The 18,470-nt window shown below is 56.8% G+C and carries 18 protein-coding genes and 1 riboswitch; of the genes, 5 read left to right on the top strand and 13 right to left on the bottom strand.

Features of this window, described 5'->3' with window-relative positions; all coding sequences use genetic code 11:
• The coding region (locus GT003_RS25715) for a family 4 glycosyl hydrolase (RefSeq protein ID WP_487247396.1) at positions 1 to 572 on the top strand (572 nt) is incomplete at its 5' end.
• Here the strand turns inward: GT003_RS25715 and GT003_RS25710 are convergent.
• From GT003_RS25710 to GT003_RS25675, 8 genes are all read right to left on the bottom strand, one after another.
• Positions 569 to 898: a hypothetical protein gene (locus GT003_RS25710; RefSeq protein WP_161703362.1), complete on the bottom strand. Its 330-nt coding sequence runs from the start codon at positions 896 to 898 to the stop codon at positions 569 to 571. The two genes, GT003_RS25715 and GT003_RS25710, sit on opposite strands and share 4 nt — an antisense overlap.
• A gap of 29 nt (positions 899 to 927) precedes the next feature.
• Entirely contained in the window at positions 928 to 1,935 is a 1,008-nt protein-coding gene (locus tag GT003_RS25705; protein WP_161703360.1) for a phosphotransferase enzyme family protein, read from the bottom strand.
• Between the two features lie 308 nt (positions 1,936 to 2,243).
• Complete coding sequence (locus tag GT003_RS25700; protein ID WP_161703358.1) at positions 2,244 to 2,603, bottom strand: YrdB family protein; 360 nt, start codon at positions 2,601 to 2,603, stop codon at positions 2,244 to 2,246.
• A 37-nt stretch (positions 2,604 to 2,640) separates the two neighbouring features.
• Entirely contained in the window at positions 2,641 to 3,921 is a 1,281-nt protein-coding gene (locus tag GT003_RS25695; protein WP_161703356.1) for an alpha-L-fucosidase, read from the bottom strand.
• 863 nt (positions 3,922 to 4,784) lie between these two features.
• The gene (locus tag GT003_RS25690) at positions 4,785 to 5,516 is read right to left on the bottom strand and encodes a Stf0 family sulfotransferase (protein WP_161703354.1); all 732 of its coding nucleotides are present in this window, start codon (positions 5,514 to 5,516) and stop codon (positions 4,785 to 4,787) included.
• 258 nt (positions 5,517 to 5,774) lie between these two features.
• The gene (locus GT003_RS25685; RefSeq protein ID WP_161703352.1) at positions 5,775 to 6,125 is read right to left on the bottom strand and encodes a DUF3221 domain-containing protein; all 351 of its coding nucleotides are present in this window, start codon (positions 6,123 to 6,125) and stop codon (positions 5,775 to 5,777) included.
• 47 nt (positions 6,126 to 6,172) lie between these two features.
• Positions 6,173 to 6,754, bottom strand: a complete 582-nt coding sequence (locus GT003_RS25680) for a DJ-1/PfpI family protein (RefSeq protein WP_161703350.1) — start codon at positions 6,752 to 6,754, stop codon at positions 6,173 to 6,175.
• A gap of 102 nt (positions 6,755 to 6,856) precedes the next feature.
• A riboswitch (ZMP/ZTP riboswitch) is annotated at positions 6,857 to 6,935 on the bottom strand.
• A gap of 127 nt (positions 6,936 to 7,062) precedes the next feature.
• Positions 7,063 to 8,037: a quinone oxidoreductase family protein gene (locus GT003_RS25675; protein WP_204798972.1), complete on the bottom strand. Its 975-nt coding sequence runs from the start codon at positions 8,035 to 8,037 to the stop codon at positions 7,063 to 7,065.
• Between the two features lie 291 nt (positions 8,038 to 8,328).
• Between GT003_RS25675 and GT003_RS32685 the strand changes: the two genes are divergently transcribed.
• Complete coding sequence (locus GT003_RS32685) at positions 8,329 to 9,255, top strand: MarR family winged helix-turn-helix transcriptional regulator (protein WP_239566104.1); 927 nt, start codon at positions 8,329 to 8,331, stop codon at positions 9,253 to 9,255.
• Between the two features lie 687 nt (positions 9,256 to 9,942).
• Here GT003_RS32685 and GT003_RS25665 read toward each other — a convergent pair.
• The gene (locus GT003_RS25665; RefSeq protein ID WP_161703348.1) at positions 9,943 to 11,442 is read right to left on the bottom strand and encodes an aminoacyl-histidine dipeptidase; all 1,500 of its coding nucleotides are present in this window, start codon (positions 11,440 to 11,442) and stop codon (positions 9,943 to 9,945) included.
• Between the two features lie 181 nt (positions 11,443 to 11,623).
• Here GT003_RS25665 and GT003_RS25660 point away from each other — a divergent pair, with 181 nt between their 5' ends.
• The 3 genes from GT003_RS25660 to GT003_RS25650 all read left to right on the top strand — a co-directional run bounded on the left by GT003_RS25660 (position 11,624) and on the right by GT003_RS25650 (position 14,353).
• Positions 11,624 to 12,163, top strand: a complete 540-nt coding sequence (locus GT003_RS25660) for a TetR/AcrR family transcriptional regulator (protein ID WP_161703346.1) — start codon at positions 11,624 to 11,626, stop codon at positions 12,161 to 12,163.
• 385 nt (positions 12,164 to 12,548) lie between these two features.
• Positions 12,549 to 13,955 (top strand): MFS transporter, encoded by a 1,407-nt coding sequence (locus tag GT003_RS25655; RefSeq protein WP_161703344.1) that lies wholly within the window; start codon positions 12,549 to 12,551, stop codon positions 13,953 to 13,955.
• Positions 13,956 to 14,140: 185 nt separating this feature from the next.
• Positions 14,141 to 14,353 (top strand): DUF378 domain-containing protein, encoded by a 213-nt coding sequence (locus tag GT003_RS25650; protein WP_161703342.1) that lies wholly within the window; start codon positions 14,141 to 14,143, stop codon positions 14,351 to 14,353.
• A gap of 446 nt (positions 14,354 to 14,799) precedes the next feature.
• On the opposite strand, the gene GT003_RS25645 is transcribed toward GT003_RS25650, so the two are convergent.
• From GT003_RS25645 to GT003_RS25630, 4 genes are all read right to left on the bottom strand, one after another.
• Entirely contained in the window at positions 14,800 to 15,288 is a 489-nt protein-coding gene (locus GT003_RS25645) for a pyridoxamine 5'-phosphate oxidase family protein (RefSeq protein ID WP_161703340.1), read from the bottom strand.
• A 121-nt stretch (positions 15,289 to 15,409) separates the two neighbouring features.
• A complete protein-coding gene (locus GT003_RS25640; protein WP_211676320.1) occupies positions 15,410 to 15,808 on the bottom strand; it encodes a hypothetical protein in 399 nt (132 codons plus the stop codon).
• 291 nt (positions 15,809 to 16,099) lie between these two features.
• Positions 16,100 to 16,573, bottom strand: coding sequence for a GNAT family N-acetyltransferase (locus GT003_RS25635; RefSeq protein WP_161703338.1), 474 nt, complete (start codon positions 16,571 to 16,573; stop codon positions 16,100 to 16,102).
• A gap of 75 nt (positions 16,574 to 16,648) precedes the next feature.
• Positions 16,649 to 18,457, bottom strand: coding sequence for an ABC transporter ATP-binding protein (locus GT003_RS25630; protein ID WP_161703384.1), 1,809 nt, complete (start codon positions 18,455 to 18,457; stop codon positions 16,649 to 16,651).
• Positions 18,458 to 18,470 lie beyond the last annotated feature (13 nt).

Genomic DNA, 18,470 nt, shown 5'->3' with positions numbered 1-18,470 from the left:
ACCTGCGCAATAACGGCATGATCAAGAACCTGCCGGACGACTGCTGCGCGGAAGGCCTCGTCTACGCGGACCGCACCGGCATCCACCGGACGATCGTCGGCGAGCTGCCGGCGCAGTGCGCGGCCTTGAACATGACGAACATCAACGTCCAGCGGCTGGCCGTCATGGCGGCGAAGTCCGGCGATCCGGAGACGGTCGTGCAGGCGATCGCGCTCGACCCGCTGACCTCCTCCGTGCTGACGCTGAAGGAAATCCGCGACATGGTGACGGAGATGCTGGACGCCGAGAGCGAATGGCTGCCGCAGTTCGGCAACCGCCGCCCGCGCCCGACGCCGACGATCCAGATCCCGCAGGACGTCAAGCGCGCCGACGTGCCAAATCGACCCGGCGCTCGCGATCTTCGCCCGCCTCGGCGAGCTGGCACAGTAACGCCTTGCCGGCTTCCCGGCAATAACAGCACCAAAGCCTACCTCTTCGCACGCGTTCAGCGCCAACGAAGCCTGGTAGGCTTTTTCGTACGATATACGCAACTGAAATACAGAAAAACTCCGAAACGCATTATCATTTTCTAAATAGGAGTCCTCTTCATCCCAATCGCGGAAACGAGATAGCCAAGAAGAACGACGCCAAAGAGATTAAAGATGCTGGGTATCGAGGCAACCGCGATATACAGGCAATAAGGCACCGACCAGATAAAGACGATGATCATTAACGCTCGGAGCTTGAACATCGAAGCCGCCACGCCTAGACAGGCTGGAAGAATCACCATGACGGTAAGGATCAGAACCGTGCCGCGTTCCGGCGGCGTGCCGGAGTATGGATTCCAATAAAGCAGGATCAAGCATAGAAGGATGCAACCTATCGAAGCCATCAAACCTATATAGGATCTCATATTCATTCCACCTCCCATGGCTCGCGCGGAGTCCCTCACAAGGCATCCAACTCTTCCAAGCTGTCCCAATGGTCTTCCAGCCAATGCATCTCTTCTACGAAACGCGCAAGCAGGCCCGTAAGCTCGCTGTCGCGGCGCACCTCCGTTCGGAGCCACCAGCCGGATTCGATGACATATAACAAGCGAAGCGACCGGCTGAGAATCCCCCTCGGCGCCTCGGCATGCCCGCGGTATCCATCCATGAATGCCTGCGCTTCGAACAACCGCATATGCCCGTCGCGCAAGGCTCCCGACAGAACGGCCCTTGCAATATCGATCTCAGGGTAAGCGAAAGCCATCCGGTCGAAATCCACGATGCCTGCCACGCCGCGCGCATGCAGGACGATATTATCGACCCACAAATCCCAATGCAGCCAGCCGGCCTTGCACTGCTCGAACCTGGCGAAATCCAACGATTCGATCGTGGCCCGCGAACGTCTCAGCCACTCCATGACCGTATGATCCGCCGACTCCTCCGCCTTGTTCCAATTGATTTGCCACTCTCGCCCATAAGCGGCCTTGTCCGGCCTCCAGGACAGCTGGCCCGTCGGCGCTTCCGCCCGAAGCCATCGATGCATTCGTCCCGTTGCTTCGCCTAATGCAAACATCTGAGCATCGTTTAAGTGCCCGGCCTCTGCGGTCTGCCCCTCCACCCAGTCATGCACCGCATAGAACAAACCCGAAGGCGTTTGCTGCATGAAGCTCGCGCCATCATGACTGACTTTCGGGCACGGTATGCCGGCTAAACTGAGCCGATGCTGCAGCTGAAGACTCCGCTCAATCGCGCTTCTTCGTTCCGGACTCGCATGCAGCTTGTAGCGGTCCGGGTGATAATGCTTTACGAACGCCGGTCCCTGGTCCGTGGCCATTTTCCATTTCACATTAAGCCAGCCCTTGTCGATGGGCGCCGCTTCGCTCACGGATCGGCCAAAGCGAGTTTTAAGATCTACAGCGATTTTCCGGGCGATTTCCTGCTCCCAAGCTTTATTATCGTTATCGTTCATGGCGATATCGTCCTTTCGTCAACAGACGCTTTGAGCGATTCTGTTGGAGCCGAACGCTCACTTCCGTAGTCACCATTTTAAACCAACGCCCTTGGATAAACGAATGCCAAATACACATAGAGATTCCTACGCTGCACTCGGTCCTCCTACTTCCGCGACCGATAAAAAGCCGCTCCGACCGCTTGATGATTGGCCTGTTGGAGCAGCTTCTTGATTAGCGAAGTATTCGTTTAAACGGTGTCCGTGAAATCGGCCGCTTACAAAACGAATCCGATGCGCCGCGTGGAATTGCCGCTGCCGCTAAGGCCTCAAGGCTTCGCCTCGTGCAAATCCAAACCAAAGACGGCCCCAATTATCAGAATCGATGCTGCCAGAAACCCAATTCCGATCGCGTGCCGTCCTGCAGCGTACAGAGCGGCCGAAGCCGCCGCGAAGACGACGAACTTCAGCGCCGTGCGCACGGGATAGGAGAAGACCGGCAGCGTCGCCTTCGGGGCCAGGAAGAGTCCCCAGAGCACGATGACCGCCAGCAGGATCGCAATCGCGGCTATGACTTTCAGCGCCGCTGCCGCGTCCAGCCGATAGCCCCAATAACCGAACGCGGCCATGGCGGCAAGCTCCAGCAGGAAAAACAAGGCAAGCAGCAGGTTCACCCCGATCGATTTCAACGTTCCGCCTCCCCTCTAGCTACTGACCGGCAGCCGATCATGGCCGTTCGCTGACGGTCAACCGAATAATCGTATTCGGTCGGTCCCACGCGTCCGCATCGGATCTGACGATCGTCACGCCGGACTCGTCCTGCGAGACCGCAACCGGCGTGCCCGTGCCCATGATCGTGCCTCCGTCGAATCGTTTGCCGTCAGCAGGCACCGGCAGGACCAAGACATTCCCCTGCGGCGGAAATAACACATGGATATACTCCGTCCGGTCGTCGGGCGATTTGGTAGCGGCGATGCCGTCCGTCAAGCCGTTCAGCGTCGCGCCGCTATCCCTGACGTAAGACGTGCTCGGCATCGAACCGCGCAGCGATTCCCCCGCGGCCGCGATATACGCGCCGAGCGCCATGAACCCTTCCTCCACGCCATCTTCCCACAATGCTCCGTACCCGGCATAATTGCCGGCGCTCCAAAGCATCCCTCCGCCGTTTCGGTTCACGGCGGCTTGAAGGACCGTGAAGCGGTACATGTCCTCGGGCGCATACATCAGCGCGTTCGCCCCTTGAGGGATGGATGCCCACCAGACATAGTCGGGCGCATTGCCCTTGATCGTCGCGACCGTCGCGATTTGATTCTCCGCCGCCTGCCAAGAGCCGTTATCCTGCGGAATATTGAACATTTCCTTCGAGGCGTAGTCGGTGACGACGCCGTCCGATGCGATCGGCCCGTCGCCGTAGCCGCCGTTGCCCACGATGACGCGGTCCGGATTTCCCGCGAGCAGGCTGTGCCGAAGCCGCGCTTTGTCGATCCGATGAAAGTTATCGGCGTCGAATACCATATCGAGCCAGTAGCCGTCGATTCCCGTTCCGTAACGCTCGCTGAGCTCCTCCACGACCGCGTTCACGAAGTTATTCCAGTTCCCGTACGCGTTCGACGGATCATTCCACCCGGTCGCTAGCTGGTCCTCGGGCGTAAAGTCATGCCCGTCCGTGACATGAATGTACAGCATGAGCCGGATGCCGTAGGGTCGCAGCGCATCGATCAAATCCCGGATAACGTCGCGCTTCGCCGCATGCCCGGGACGCCAGCGGTCGCTTGCGGCGCTCGGATACAGCACGTTCATCGCGGCGTGCCAGGCCGTAATGGTCACGTAATCCACGCCGAACCGATGGGCATCTGCCGCGAAGCCGGCGGCATTGAACTGATCGGCCAGATGGTCGAGATCGACCGGATAGCTGCCGTCGGGGAATACGGTTTGACGGAACTCGGGCTTGAAGCAGGTATAATGCGAGAAGATACCAAAACGGCTTTGCAGGAACCAATTTGACACGTCATCATCCTCCTTGTCTCCATCATAAATGAGCCCTCGTCCCGTGAATAGGAGAGGGCAGAGAAATCGTTGCGCAGCGAATAGAATCGCATTAAAAATGGTATGGGATGTTGCGTGAAGTATTACGAAAAGTAGTTCGACTAGTAACTTAATGAAGAACTAGATGATTACGTTTGCATGCACTTGATCATCATCTAGATGTAACCACTCTATATCATCAACAATAAGACGTCCCCACGAAATAAGTGCCTATATGCACATAATTTCAGACTCATGATGGCTGCAGGATGTAATAAGTGCATATATGCAACTAATCGACCGGATCAAGGCCGGGATACGCATTCACGTACGGAAATAGTTGCAGTATTGCACTTATTTTCGTTTTTTCAGCGAAACTGGCGGGAATAGTTGCAGTTTTGCACTTAATAAATTTTTCCGCCCGGTATTAGCGATTCAAAGCCTTTCCAAGCAAGTGTCCGTCTTGTTCGCTGTTGCGTAATGCAAGCCGTTTCCCCCGTCCAGGTATTCGATCTGGACCACCTCTCCAGGAGCGATGTCATTAAAGGTACGTTTAGAAGAGAAGTATTGTTTTTGAATGGCATACAAGAAGACCATGCCACACACCAAAACCAACGACACGCAGACAGCCACAACTTTTCGCATAAAATCCCCCCTGTTTAACGAGACTGCATCCAGCCGGTAAAGGTGACGCCAGTTTCGCCCTGAAAATGGAAAAGACGGCCGTTACGACGGCCGCCTCATTGCAATCTATGGCGCTCCAAGCCACCAATGCCTACGCTAAGTAGAATCATCATAGCGAAGGCGATGAACGCTGACTTGCATCTCGACGAGTCTGCGAGCGTCTACCAACTTTTGACCTCCCATTCCTTCTGGCTTTCCTCGCGGAACCGTTGGACCCATTCCTCCGCAACCTCATCCGCCAGTTTGTCCAACGACGGCGGGGCGATGGTCACGTCATCCGCAGGAACCTCCAGGAATTCCAGGACACGCCTGACGGTCCCCTCGTAGTCTTGAATGAAATCCTCGTAAACGATCGTCAGCGGCACGATGTCGGACTCCGAGAAAAAGTCTTCTATGGCCGCTTCGCGCATGGAGCTTTCAAAGATCAGGTGATGGATGGCATCGTACTTATACCGATCGGCAATATCATGCTCCTTCGGCGCTTGACCGAACTCTCGATGCCACTCTCCGGAGACGATGGCTCGCCACCACGAGACGGCCAGTCGGACTTTGTTCCGGCGCGTCATGTAAATATGCTTGCTGCAATTCGGGAACGCCGTGCTCCATACTTCCGCCCGCGAAGCATGCGGCGGCAGCTCGAACATGACGCGGAAGGCGTCGATCCAGCGCTGTTCGAAGCCAATCTTCAAGCCGAATACACCGTTCGGCGTCGTGCCGCATTTCCATCGTTCTTCCAGCTGCTCGCGCGTGAACGCCGCCGGGTCGGCATGGTCCATATGCAGCCATTCGCTGGGATCGCCTGCCACGCCGGTGGAGGCCAGCGCTCGATTCAGCAGCGTGCTTCCGGTTCGTTGGGAGAACCAGATCGTATAGCTTTGTTTGGTTACGGTCATACGAATTCCTCTCTTTCTCTTTTCGATTGTCGTCTGAGCATAGGCAGCCTGATGCTAAGCGTTATTGTAACAATCGGAACAGCGCCATTATAGGCAGCAATTGCTTAAGTAGCGTTCTCTACCTAAAAAGCCGCCCCAGAAAGGATCTGATGCGGCTTTTACCTGCAGCGAAGCTTATGGAATTAGAACGGCTTGGCGCTGCAAGCTAAGACGAAGTATTTTACGACCTGCAATGTTAACGTCTCCTACTTGGTCCATCTACTGTCTTACGACTTTGCCTGCAACGATTTGGGGCGGGTCGGATTGCATCACGATGTACTCGCCTTTGTCGGTCGTTTTGGGAGTCACTTTTACTCGATTGCCAACCTCGAGCTCGTCGTAGAGCCCGGCATCTTCCAGGATATATGCGATCACTTCCACATGCTTCTCTCTGAGATCGGCCAGCGTCTGGTTTGCCGCATCGGCCCGGGAAATGTTTTTGGCTACTAAGATTCGTTGTTCGTCCTTCGCAATGATGTAGTCTCCTGTTCCGGCCTCTGGCGAGATCCGACAGCCATTCAAGACGACGAATAGTAGGAATGTCACGATGCCTAGCGCTGCCTTCTTCAAACCTCTCACTCCATCCTGCGAAATGTTCCTAAGATCTCCCCGAATGGTTATACGATTAGAATTCCTTCCGGCGTATAAGGATAATCCATCTGCTTCTTGATGCGCTCGACTTCGTCCGCGGTCAAGAAGAGCCCCGCCACGTACAAGCCCAAGTCGATGGACGTCGCGACGCCTCCGGCCGTAATCACGTTCCCGTCATGGACAATTCGGGTTTGGATAACTTCGCTAGCGTACGGTTCCAGCAGCTCGTAGGCGTAAGGGTGCGTCGTGGCCTTCGATTGCCGCAGATACCCTGCCGCCCCAAGCAATAAAGCTCCCGTGCACACCGAGACGATGTAACGCGCGTTCGCCGCTCCTCTTAGCCAGGATACGAATGCTTCGTCATACCGCAGTGGTCTCGTCCCCATGCCCCCAGGCACGAAAATCATATCGTATTCGGATAAATCCGGCTTTACTCGATTCGCGTTGATCGTCATCCCCAGCTCGTCGGCGACGGTTTCGCTCATGGCGCAAATGTCCCAGGTCGTATCCTTGGTCGCTTCGAAATACTTCAGCCGATTAATGACGTCGTAAAACCCTACGAAGTCCAAGAACGTAACCCCATGAAACAAAATAAACGCGATTCTCATTCCAACGCCTCCTCTTAAATCTTGTCCGAACCTCTTAGAAGCATGAACGCTTAAAAGCAAGACGCTCTTAAAAGCACGAAGAGGCAAGGGGAAACTCCCCCTTACCTCTGCCCAGGCGTACGGCGCTATGAATATGTGCTCCCCCGTGGGCCCCCACGTTACGCCAGTCACACATACCAGAATTTACCTAGATTATAGTCTGAAAATTGTGAATTATGCAAGAGCCAAAATGATTTACGCTGGCCGCTCAAAACTTACAAGCCGCTCGACGCTTGCTGTTAAGAGCGTACCTGTCTATACACAGCCCCTCACGTGTGCATCGCCGGGACGAAAACAACCCGCTCTCCGGCAGCCGCAGGCGCCGCCCAAATTTCCTCCACGCGGGCAAGCGGATAAGCTGCCGCATTCACGCGAAGGCTGCCGCTTGCAATCGCGTCGATCAACGCCGGGAATTCAGCCAAATAGCCCGCCGGCGTAACGGACCCTTGGCCGCTGCCGAGCAGCTTGAAATTAGCCGATCGCAGCGCGGCGGAAGGCACGGCAGCCGTTGGACCGGCGACGGAACCGATTTGGATCCAGGTCAACGCCCGACTCCGATCGGATCGTCGTGTCAGCATAGCCGTCATCGCCAGCTCGGCAGGCTTGCCCCATAGGTAGTCGATGACGATGTCCACTTCGCAGGCGGCCTCGCCAAGACGTTCGGAAGCAGCCTCAGGATCGCCCGCCAGCGATACGACCCGATATGCGCCGAGCGCCGGAAGAGCGTCGAGACGCTGTTGATCGCGACCGGCTCCGATGACCTGACCGGCACCTAGCAGCTTGGCGATCTGAACGGCCATATGCCCGGAATTTCCGGTTGCGCCATGAACGAGCACCTTGTACCCTGGCTGCCACTCCGCCCGGCGGCGCAGCGCGACCCAGGCCGACATGGCCGGGTTCATGGCCGCGGCGATTCGAACCGGATCAGCCCCTTCGGGCAAAGGAACGCTTCGGCGCACGTCGATGACCGCTTTGTCCGCGAACGTTCCCAGCGCAGTATCGGGGGCAACGAAGTAGACCAGCCCGCCATCCTGCAGCCGCCCAACGCCGTCAATGCCGGGTATCAAAGGCAGTTCGCCTGTGCTCGCGTAGTGCGAGCCGTTTGCTTGCGAACGCACGCGAGGATGCAATCCCGCCGCAAGGACGTCGACAAGGACGTCATGCTTGTTGACGGGATTGGGCATATCGAACTTTTCGAATTTCGGAGCCGCATCGAACGAATGTACAACGGCAGCATGCATCATCGGGAAAGGGCCTCCAATCATGATAATTTAGTTTGTTACACAAACAAATATAGTTTGCTATACGTACAAAGTCAACGGTTATGTTATAATGGGCGGGAATGCAGGGCCCGAACGGGAAGTTTCTTGGATGAAAAGTTCGGCTTGAAGGAGAAGCTCGGTTTGAAGGCGAAGTTTGCTTAAAGGAAAAGTTCGAGGTGAAATAGGATATTCGTTTAAAGTGAAGGTAATTTGCTGCTTAGCGTGCCCATGGGCTATAGGCTTTGAAATACATCAAACCTGGGGGTGAGAGTAATGGATAAAGACAAAGGCAAGGAGAAAGATCAGGAAAAGGACCAGGAAAAGGACCAGGAAAAGAACCAGGGCAAAGAGAAGTCCAAAGTCAAAAGTAAGGTCAAGAACAAGGACAAGGACAAGATCAAGAAAAACAAAATCAAGGACAAGGACAGGATCAAGAACAAGAATAAGAACGTAGTCGATACTATAGACGGCATAGATCAGATCACAGACAAGAGCGTAGATCAGAACATAGACAAGAGCGTAGATCAGAACGTAGACAAGAGCGTGGAACAGGACGCAGAACAAAACATAGACAAGAACGCAGAACAGAATATAGAACAAAACGCAGAACAAAACGTTGACAAGAGCGTTGAACGAAATGTAAACAAGAGCATAGATCAGAACTTAGATAATAGCTCAGATAAGAACATAGATAGCAGGCCAGATCAGAACATAGATAAAAGCATAAATAAGACCTCCGAGATGAACATGGGCTCCGCCCGTCATCCAAACGAACTGTCGATCGTGGATGGCTTAGTCCAGCTGTCGTTCCTCGTCCAATCCATACTCGGCCGGGTCGGAGGCGAACATGATCTTTCCATTATCCAAACCCGCCTGCTCGGCATCGTGCGCGACAGAGAGCCAAGCATGCTGCAGCTGGCCCAGCATCTGAAACTCGACAAGTCGAGCATTACCGGCCTGGTCGATCGCGCCGAACGCCGCGGACTCGTCGAACGTATCGCATCTACGAGCGATAAGCGCGGATTCAACGTGCGCATCACTTCCGCCGGACTGCAGCTGGTCCAAGCGGGCGGCGCCGAGATCGAGCGTCAGCTGCATGCCGCCGTCGAAGTTCTTACGGAGCCGGAACGCTCGCAGCTCGCTGTCCTTGCTAGCAAGATTGTAGGCGCGGGGCCATTCGCAGGGAAGGATAGCAGCTGAGTTCGCATTCACAGCTGCTTCCCTCGAGTTAAGATGCACAAGAGTTAAGATGCACAAAAAACAGCCAAGCCCACAAAGGGCCTGGCTGTTTTTTGTATGAAATGCAACATTTCGCGCTCCAAAGCAGCATGTACGAGCCAAAAGTTGCAGGAAATACAACTTTCCCCTCTTCATTAACGCCATATCTACCTTTTTGCCTTTAATTTTTGCAGTTTGTGCATAAATTTGCGTTTTGAGGTCTTAACTGGAGCAGTAATATTGCATTTTATGCATGAATGAACGGTACGCAGGATTGGGCGAGCCATTCGGACGGATCGCTGACGACCAAGCAGTGCCATCTGCTGCCCGGACCCCACAAGGGCGAGTTGCTCGCCACACCGGATAGAGCAACGCAAGTCGCTGCCAGGACCACGCCACCAAACCAAGCAGCGCGACGCACTGCTGCCCGGACCCCACAAGGGCGAGTTGCTCGCCACACCGGATAGAGCAACGCAAGTCGCTGCCAGGACCACGCCACCAAACCAAGCAGCACGACGCACACTGCTTCCCCGACCCGCAACGCGAGTTGCCCGCGACACCAGACCGCACCACGCAAACTGCTTCTCCCGGACCAGTAACGCGAGTTGCTCGCCACACCAGCGCAGCGCAGCGAAAGCTGCCTGCCGCCCGCAAGCAGCCCTGGTTCGCCTACTTCAGCGACCGCAGCACGTCTTCGATAAACGGCCATGTCCGTTCCACCGACGAGATCGATAGATGTTCGTCCGGAGTATGGATCTCGTACATGTTCGGTCCGAACGAGACCGCATCGAGGTCCGGCATCTTCTCGATCAGCACGCCGCACTCCAGGCCGGCATGGATCGCCTTGATCTCGATCGGCTTGCCGAATCGCTTCTCGTACGCCGCCTCGACGACCGGCCGCAGCTTGGAATCCGCGCGATACGGCCAGCCCGGGAAATAATGATCGGTCCGGAACTCGCAGCCCGCGGTCTCTCCCAGCGTCTCCATCACGCGCACGACTTCATCGGTTTGCGATCGGACCGAGCTGCGCGACAGGCTTTGCATGACGACATGCGTGTCGTTTACCGAGACGACGCCGAGATTGGACGACGTGCGCACGAGGTTGCCGATCGCCTTGTCCATGCTGAGCACCCCGTTCGGGATGAGCGTCAGGAGGCGAATCACAAGGTTTTTCACTTCATCCGTGAACGCCTTGCCGGATGCAGCCGCTGCCGCGGCCCCCGCTCCGCCTTTCTCGTCGAATCCGGGTTGCAGCACGACGGCGACGCCCTTGTCGCTCGCTTGGAACTCGTCCTTCAGGATGCGGTTCAGCTCCGCGATTCGGGCTTCGGCCGCCGCCTTGCTTTCTCCGCTCAGGTAGACCGCAGCCTCCGCTTCGCGCGGGATGGCGTTAACCTTCATGCCGCCGCTGACGCCGGCGAGATCGAATGCCGCATGGCGGCGCAGATCGTCCAGCACCCGGCCCAGCAGCTTGTTGGCGTTGCCGCGCTCGTGAATGATGTCGTCGCCGGAATGGCCGCCCATCAAGCCTTGCACGCTGATCGTATACGGCTCGCCTGCCGCCGATCCTGCTTCCTTCCAGGCAAGCGGCACCGAGTGGTACGCATTGATTCCGCCGGCGCTGCTCACGAACAGGATGCCTTCGCGGTCCGAGTCGAAATTGATCATCATGCGGCCCTTCAGCGGAGCAGCGTCCAGATAGAACGCGCCGCCCATGCTCGTTTCTTCTTCCGTCGTCAGCAGAATTTCCAGCTCGGGATGCGCCATATCCGGCGAATCGATGATCGCCATCGCCGTCGCCACGGCAATGCCGTTGTCCGCGCCGAGCGTCGTGCCTTCCGCGTAGATCATGTCGCCCTCGATCCGGAAACGAATCGGGTCCTTGGTGAAATCATGCACCGTCGTTTTGTTCTTCTCGCACACCATGTCCAAGTGGCCTTGGAAAATAACGATCGGCGCCTGCTCGTAACCGGATGCCGCCGGCTTGCGGATGATCAGGTTGAGCTTGTCGTCCTGCAGCACCGTACAGCCGCGCTGCCGCGCGAAATCCGCCACGAAATCGCTGACGGCCTTCTCGTTGCTCGATCCCCGCGGGATCCGCGACAGCTCCTCGAACAGCTGCAGCACCTTGGAATCGCCCGTATACGCCTTGCCTTGCCAGTTACTCATATGTAAAAATCCTCCTTGTCGATAAGGTTGCCCATAGAACCAGTGTAGCGCATGCAGCCTTCAAACGCCAAATGGCGGGCAGCCCAATTTGCGTGCCGACAAAAAGAAAGGATTGACAATCGCTTGGCTGCTATGGTATTTATTTATTAGTCAATAAATAACGCGTAAGGAGCAGCATCTTATGACATCCAAAGACGACGCATCCCTTAGTCGCAAAGAACAGATTCTCGATGCCGCCGCCGCGCTGTTCGCGGAGAAAGGCTACTACAAGACGACGACCGCCGAAGTAGCGCGCAGCGTGGGCGTAACCCAGCCTTACGTGTTCCATTTCTTTACATCCAAGGAATCGCTCTACCTCGCCGTATTGGAGCGCGCGCATCTGCGCATTCTGGATGCCTTCACCACGGTCAACGCACCTCCCGAACAGCTTGCGGAGCGCATGGGCAAAGCATTCGTGGAGCTCCTGCTGAGCCATCGCGACGAGATCCTGCTCGTCATGATGTCTTATACGACCCCGGAGCCGGCGGTCAGGGCGCGTACGCGGCAAGAGTTCGATATCATCTACGAACGCGTCAAGCTGCGGTTCGAGCAAGCCGGTCTGCCGGACGCCGCCGACAAGGCCAGCGTCTTCATCGGCCATGGCCTGCTGATCGCGATGTCGGAGACGCTGGACCTTCCGCATCTGTGCCGCTGGCGGGATAAACCTTCAACGAAATTCTGATCACGTCAGGATAAGGGGTAATCCTTGCAGCTACCAACCATTCAACGATAAGGCAGCGCCGGACGACGGTCCCGTTGCTTTTTATCGGCCCATCCATTTATTTATCAATAAATCATTATTGAAACGATCAGAAACCGACACGCATCAGGCGCCCCGCCTTCAGTCATCCATAGATACCGCCGCCAATTTCTCTCCAACCTGAGCCAGTTCCATTTGCATGAACCAGCTGCACCTGCCTTCTCCCATGACTAGCAGCCCTATCCGCAATCGAATAAAATCATCGCTTTTTTTCGCACTTTCATTTATTTATCGATAAACAATGATCTGTTCATGTACGGATGATTATTTATTCTTTACTAAATATCCTAATCAAAGGAGTGTTCACATGTTTACTGCATCCCGCGTCAAACTGCTCGTCGTCACGTGCGCCGCGCTCTTCATGGCCATGCTCGACAATCTCGTCATCGGCGTCGCGCTTCCGTCCATTCAGGAATCCTTTCACGCCAGCATGTCCGATCTGGAATGGTTCATGAACGCCTACACGCTCGCGTTCGCCGTGCTGCTTATCCCGTTCAGCGTACTCGGGGAACGGTTCGGCCGCAAGCGCATGTTCCTCGCCGGCATCGTGATTTTCACGATCGGCTCCGCCCTCTCGGGCATCAGTGAAAGCTCCATTCAGCTCATCTTATCCCGGGCCCTGCAGGGCGTCGGCGGCGCGGCGATCGTTCCGATCAGCTTGACGCTCGTCAACTCCGCGTTTCCCCCGGATAAGCGGGCAGCGGCACTCGGCATTTGGTCCGGCATCTCCGGACTCGGCTTGTCCATCGGCCCCCTTGTCGGCGGCTTGATCGTGAACGGCGCACCGTGGCAGCTCATCTTCTGGGTTAACGTACCCGTGGGCATCCTCGCCTTCTTCCTCGGCATGAAATGGCTCCATGAAGCGCGCGGCGAGCGCAAACCGATCGATCCCCTGGGCATTCTACTTCTCGGAGCCGGGCTGTTCGGTATCGTATTCGGCTTGGAACGCGGCAACTCGGACGGATGGGGCTCCGCGGCCGTCATCAGCCTGCTGGCCGGCGGCGCGGCGCTGCTCGTGCTGTTCTATCTCTGGGAACGCCGCCGAAAGCAGCCGTTCATCCGCTTCGAACTCTTCCGCAAATCGAACTATACCAGCTTGGTGCTCGCCGGATTTTGGATGAACGCCGGCATCTTCTGCGCCATCTTCCTCCTCACGCTGTTCCTGCAGCAAGCACAGGGCTACTCCGCGCTTGAAGCCGGCGTACGCGAGATGGCTTGGACCGGCTGCACCATGATCGCCGCTCCTCTCGCGGGTCTTGCGGTCGGCAAGTTCGGCACCCGTGCCGTCCTCACGACCGGGCTGCTGCTGCAAGGCGGCGCCTTGCTCGGCTTCTCCTTCGAGATCCTCTCGATGGGCGTCGACTTCTCCTTCGGTTACATGATGCCGCTCATGATGATGGCCGGGGCGGGCATGGGACTCAGCTTCACGCCGATCTCCCACGGCCTGCTCTCCTCCGTGCCGGAATCCGCAGCAGGCGAAGCGAGCGGCATGAGCAATGCGATGCGGGAGCTCGGAGGCGTCTTCGGCATCGCCATCGGCGGCTTGGTGTTTCAATCCGGAGCCGTTGTTCAATCGCCCGCCGACTTCGGCGATCATATCGTGCCGGCATTATTCGCCGGCGCGGCGATGATCGGGCTCAGCCTGCTCAGCGTCATCGTCATTCGGCGAAGGGCGGCCGTTCGCAGGCCGCGGGCGGCGAACGAAGTGGCGTAAGCGGCGTAAGCGGCAAGGGCCGGGGCCGCTCAGCCTGCGCAGAAGCGGGGCCGCCCATGAAAGGAGCCGAAAAGAACCCATGCGCAGCCGTCCATCCCTAAATCTTATCTTCCGGACGTATGAATTTCGCGTAAATAACGCATATTTCAGATGTAAGCACTTTGAACGCCGAAGGATGATAAAATATGGGCAAGGTTGCGCTCACGCTCGTGATTATCGGAGCATTGAATTGGCTGCTTGTCGGTTTGTTCGAATGGGATCTGGTCACTGCGATTCTCGGGGGCGATGTTCACCGGGAATCCTCCTGGGTCAGCCGCATCGTGTACATTTTGGTTGGACTCAGCGGTTTGTATTGCATTCGGTACTATTCGGTCGATGACGTCCGGACAAGATCGTAACGCGAATAATGGCCGTATCAGGCAAAAAAGTCCGCGCAATGCGCGGACTTTTTTGTATGGTCGGGAAAGCTGTCTCGTGGCATCTTCTTCGCTGCTTATAGGAATGATGAGGACAAAAAGCTGCCGTACGGCAGCTTTTTGAGTTCAAAATGGGAAAAACACCTTGAAAAGCTGCACCTCAGCAGCTTTTTCTCCGTCTCTCGCCGGAAAATAGGGGTGAAAAATGCAATACAGCAGCTTTTTGAAGTCGGAGTGGGCGAAGTTCGTTGGAAAGCTGCAGCTCGGCAGCTTTTCCTCCTCCGGCTAAATTCAGGACTGAAAGCTGCACCACTAACGCAATTATTCGAGCTTGAAACTGGTGAAGTGCCATGAAGATCTGCGGTACAGCAGCAAAGAAAGAGCAACTTCCGTTTTCAAAACGGCGGGTTGCTCTTCTCTCTGGACAGTTACTTCAATTCCACCACATGGTTCATTTCCGTGCCTTCCGTTTCCTTCCCCGCCAGCCGGCGGAACAGATACTTCACCATCTTGAATTTGTTCCCGGCATCCCAGTACTCGGCCGTATCGGCGTTGACCTTGATGAGAACGAGGTTCGGATCGTCATAGGTCGTTTCGAGCAGTTTCTCGTACAGCGGACTCCAAAATTCCTTCACCTTCTCGGGACTTTGCACGAGCTCCGCTTCGCCTCGGATCGAGACGAACGAATCGCCCGCATAAGCGACGTTGACCTGACGGTTGTGAAGCAGCTCATGGAATTTGCTCGTATCCTTCTTCGTCAGAAACCACAGGTCGCCGTCGAACTCGACATCCTGGGTTTTCATGGGACGCGACACCAAGCCTTCTTCCGAAACCGTGGTAAGCATCGCCGTTTTGATGTCTTTGATCAATTCCCGTACCTTCTCGACCGCTTCTTGGTGTTCGTTGTTTGGCTTCATTCGGTATTCCACCTTTCGTTAAAGCGTGTCCTTAGTATTACACCGGGGGCGTTCCGGCAAATCAGATCGGCGAAGTACCTAACAAAAAGCTGCCTCGGCGAATGCCGAGCCAGCTAATGATTCAGGCGGCCTTGAAGCCGTTGAAATAATGCACGCCGTCATGAGCGGTATCGCCCGCTTTCGTTCTTCGATTGGTGCTGAACCAAAGCTTGCCCCCGCTGCCGATGCCGACGCCCTCGATCTCGAAGAGGTCGGCGTATGCCGCGGACGTGATGCGGAACGATAAATCAGCATCGGATTTGAGGGTGCCGGAGGCGGTGGATGGATGACGATAGACAAGGACGACGCTGACGTTTTTATAGGTCAGGGGAACATACAGGGTATCGTTGCTATAACCGAAGCCTTGGGAGGCATACGAGGAGGCGGCGTAACAGTCATTGGCATTGTTCAGCTTGGCGACTGCCAAAAGGCAGAACCCTCTCATTCTTCCAGGCCTGCTTGAATACGGATGATGCTTCATGCAAGATCCCTCCCTAAAACCCATCATATTGGATAGGTTTGGATTTATTTCCTGCCCGACCTTCACGCAAGACTTTTCATTAACCCTATTTCGCGAATCTCTTTAATCAGCCGATCGGTCTTCGAAAATCGAAACGGGACAAGGCACCCTGCCCTCGTCCCGCTTCGTAAGCTTCGTAATAAGCGGCGCAAACGCGCATCCTCACGCCGTATTCGCAAGTCGCACCGCTGGTTACTCAAGCATCCCGTGCTGCTCCAACAGCTCGCGGATGCAAGATGTTAAGCGAGCGCCTCACTCCGGCAAGGCTCCGCCAGTAACCAGCAACCGCACGATCTCGCCGTCGATCTCGTCGTCGTTGACTTTCTTGAAGCCCAGCGACTCATACAGACGGCCGGCGATGGCATTATTCGGCCGATGGCCGATCATGAGCCTGGCGCAGTTCATCTCGGTCATGCAGGCAATCAGCCGCTCCATCGCCGCTCGCCCGTAACCCTTGCCCTGATGACGGCCGTCGATCAACAAAGCAGGAATCCAGCAGTTCCCGTCCTTGTCCGGCTTCGGGCAGAATACGATAAAGCCGACTAATCGTTCCGCTTCGCGATCGTCCGCGTACACCGCGCGCAATTCAAAATCGGCCGAGTACTTCGATTCCGCGATCCAATAGACGACCGGTGCCGGAAAGACGGACTGCTGCTCTTCCTTGGCTTGAAGCTGCGTGCAGGCATACCAGTTGTCGATCGTCACCGGCTTTAATTCAACGCCCATCCTCGTCACTCCCGCTCTGCCGAAAATCTTCCTCGCAGCACTGCCGTGCCTGCTCCACCTACGATTCTCGCTGCGTTATCCGCTCAGCACCGCTCCGAATTGGTTCGTAAACATCTCGTAGTACACGCCCCTGCGGGCCATCAGCTCTTCATGCGAGCCGCGCTCCACGATGCTGCCCTTGTCGATCACCATGATCGTGTCGGCATCCCGGATCGTATTCAGGCGATGGGCGATGACGAAGCTCGTGCGGCCGCGAAGCACGCCCTTCAGCGCGTCCTGGATATGGAGCTCGGTCCGGGTATCGATGCTGCTCGTCGCCTCGTCGAGGATGAGAATGGACGGATCGGCCAGGATCACCCGCGCGATGGCGAGCAGCTGCCGCTGCCCCTGGCTCAGGTTGCTGCCGTTCTCGGCAAGCGCGGTATCGTACCGCAGCGGCAGCCGCCGGATGAAGGAAGCGGCGTTCGCGAGCGCGGCCGCGCGCTCCACTTCCTCGTCCGTGGCGTCCGGCTTGCCGTACTTGATGTTGTCGCGGATCGTGCCGGCGAACAGATAGGTATCCTGCAGCACGATGCCGAACGCCTGGCGCAGGCTGTCCTTCGTGTAGCTTCGGATATCGCGGCCATCGATCGTAATCGAACCGGCCGTCACGTCGTAGAACCGCGTCAGCAGGTTGACGATCGTCGTCTTGCCCGCTCCGGTGGGGCCGATCAAGGCCGTCATCGTGCCTTCCGCCGAATCGAAGCTGACGTCGCTCAGTATCGGTACATCCGCCCGATAACCGAACGACACGTGATCGAAGACGACGCGGCCGCGCGGATTGACAAGCGACGCCGCGCCCGGCGGATCGTCCGGTTCTTCCTGCTCGTCGAGCACCTCGAACACCCGCTCCGCGCCGGCCACGCCGGATTGCAGCACGTTGAACAGATTCGCCAGGTCGATGAGCGGCCTTACGAACTGCCGGGAATAACTGAGGAAGCTCGCGATGACGCCGACCGTAATATGGCCGTTAACCGCCAGCAGACCGCCGACGATGGCTACGGCCGCGAAGCCGAGGTTGTTAATGACGTTCATGATCGGCATCAGGAACCCGGAACGGATCTGCGCCTTGATGCCGACCTCGCACAGCTCGGCGTTGACGGCGTCGAATTCGGCGATCGCTTTCTCCTCGCGGTTGAACGCTTTGACGATCTGAATGCCGGAGATGGTTTCTTCGACGTGGCCGTTCAGCTTGCCGAGCTTGCTCTGCTGCTGTTTGAAGAGCGGGGCCGTCGAGCGCGCGATCGCCCGGGCAAGCCAGTAGACGGCTGGTACCGTAATCAGGCTCGCCAAGGTCAACACCGGGCTGAGAATCAGCATCATCACGAGCGCGCCCACGATCGAGATCGAACCCGTCATCACTTGCGCCGCCGACTGCGCGACCGTGTTGCTTACGTTATCGATGTCGTTGGACATCCGGCTCATGAGGTCGCCGTGCGTCCGCGAGTCGAAGAAGCGGACCGGCAGCCGATGCAGCTTCTCGAACAGCGCCGCCCGCAGCCGGCCGACGATACGCTGCGACGTTCCCGCCATCAGCCAGCCCTGCATGAACGTCAAGCCGCCGTCGGCAATATAGGAAACGACGAGCGCGATCAAGGCGATCTGAAGCGAGCCGAAATCGACGCTGCCGCCATCCTTCGTCATGGCGTCGATCGACACGCCGATCAGGTAAGGCGCTGCGAGCATGATGATCGAATCGACCAGCACGATGAGGAAGATGAACGTCAGCAGCTTGCGCTCGCCGCCGAAATACGACCATAGCCGCAGGAGCGTAGCCTTCAAATTCTTCGGCTTGGCTGCAGGCCCGCCGCGTCCCATGGGCCCGCCCCGGCCCGGCATGTTCATCGGCGGCGGCGCG

The sequence above is a fragment of the Paenibacillus sacheonensis genome, assembly GCF_009909195.1.
GTDB classification, from domain to species: Bacteria; Bacillota; Bacilli; order Paenibacillales; family Paenibacillaceae; genus Paenibacillus_Z; species Paenibacillus_Z sacheonensis.
The sequence above is the reverse complement of the archived record's forward strand: the minus strand, read 5'-3'. Positions and strand labels throughout refer to the sequence as shown.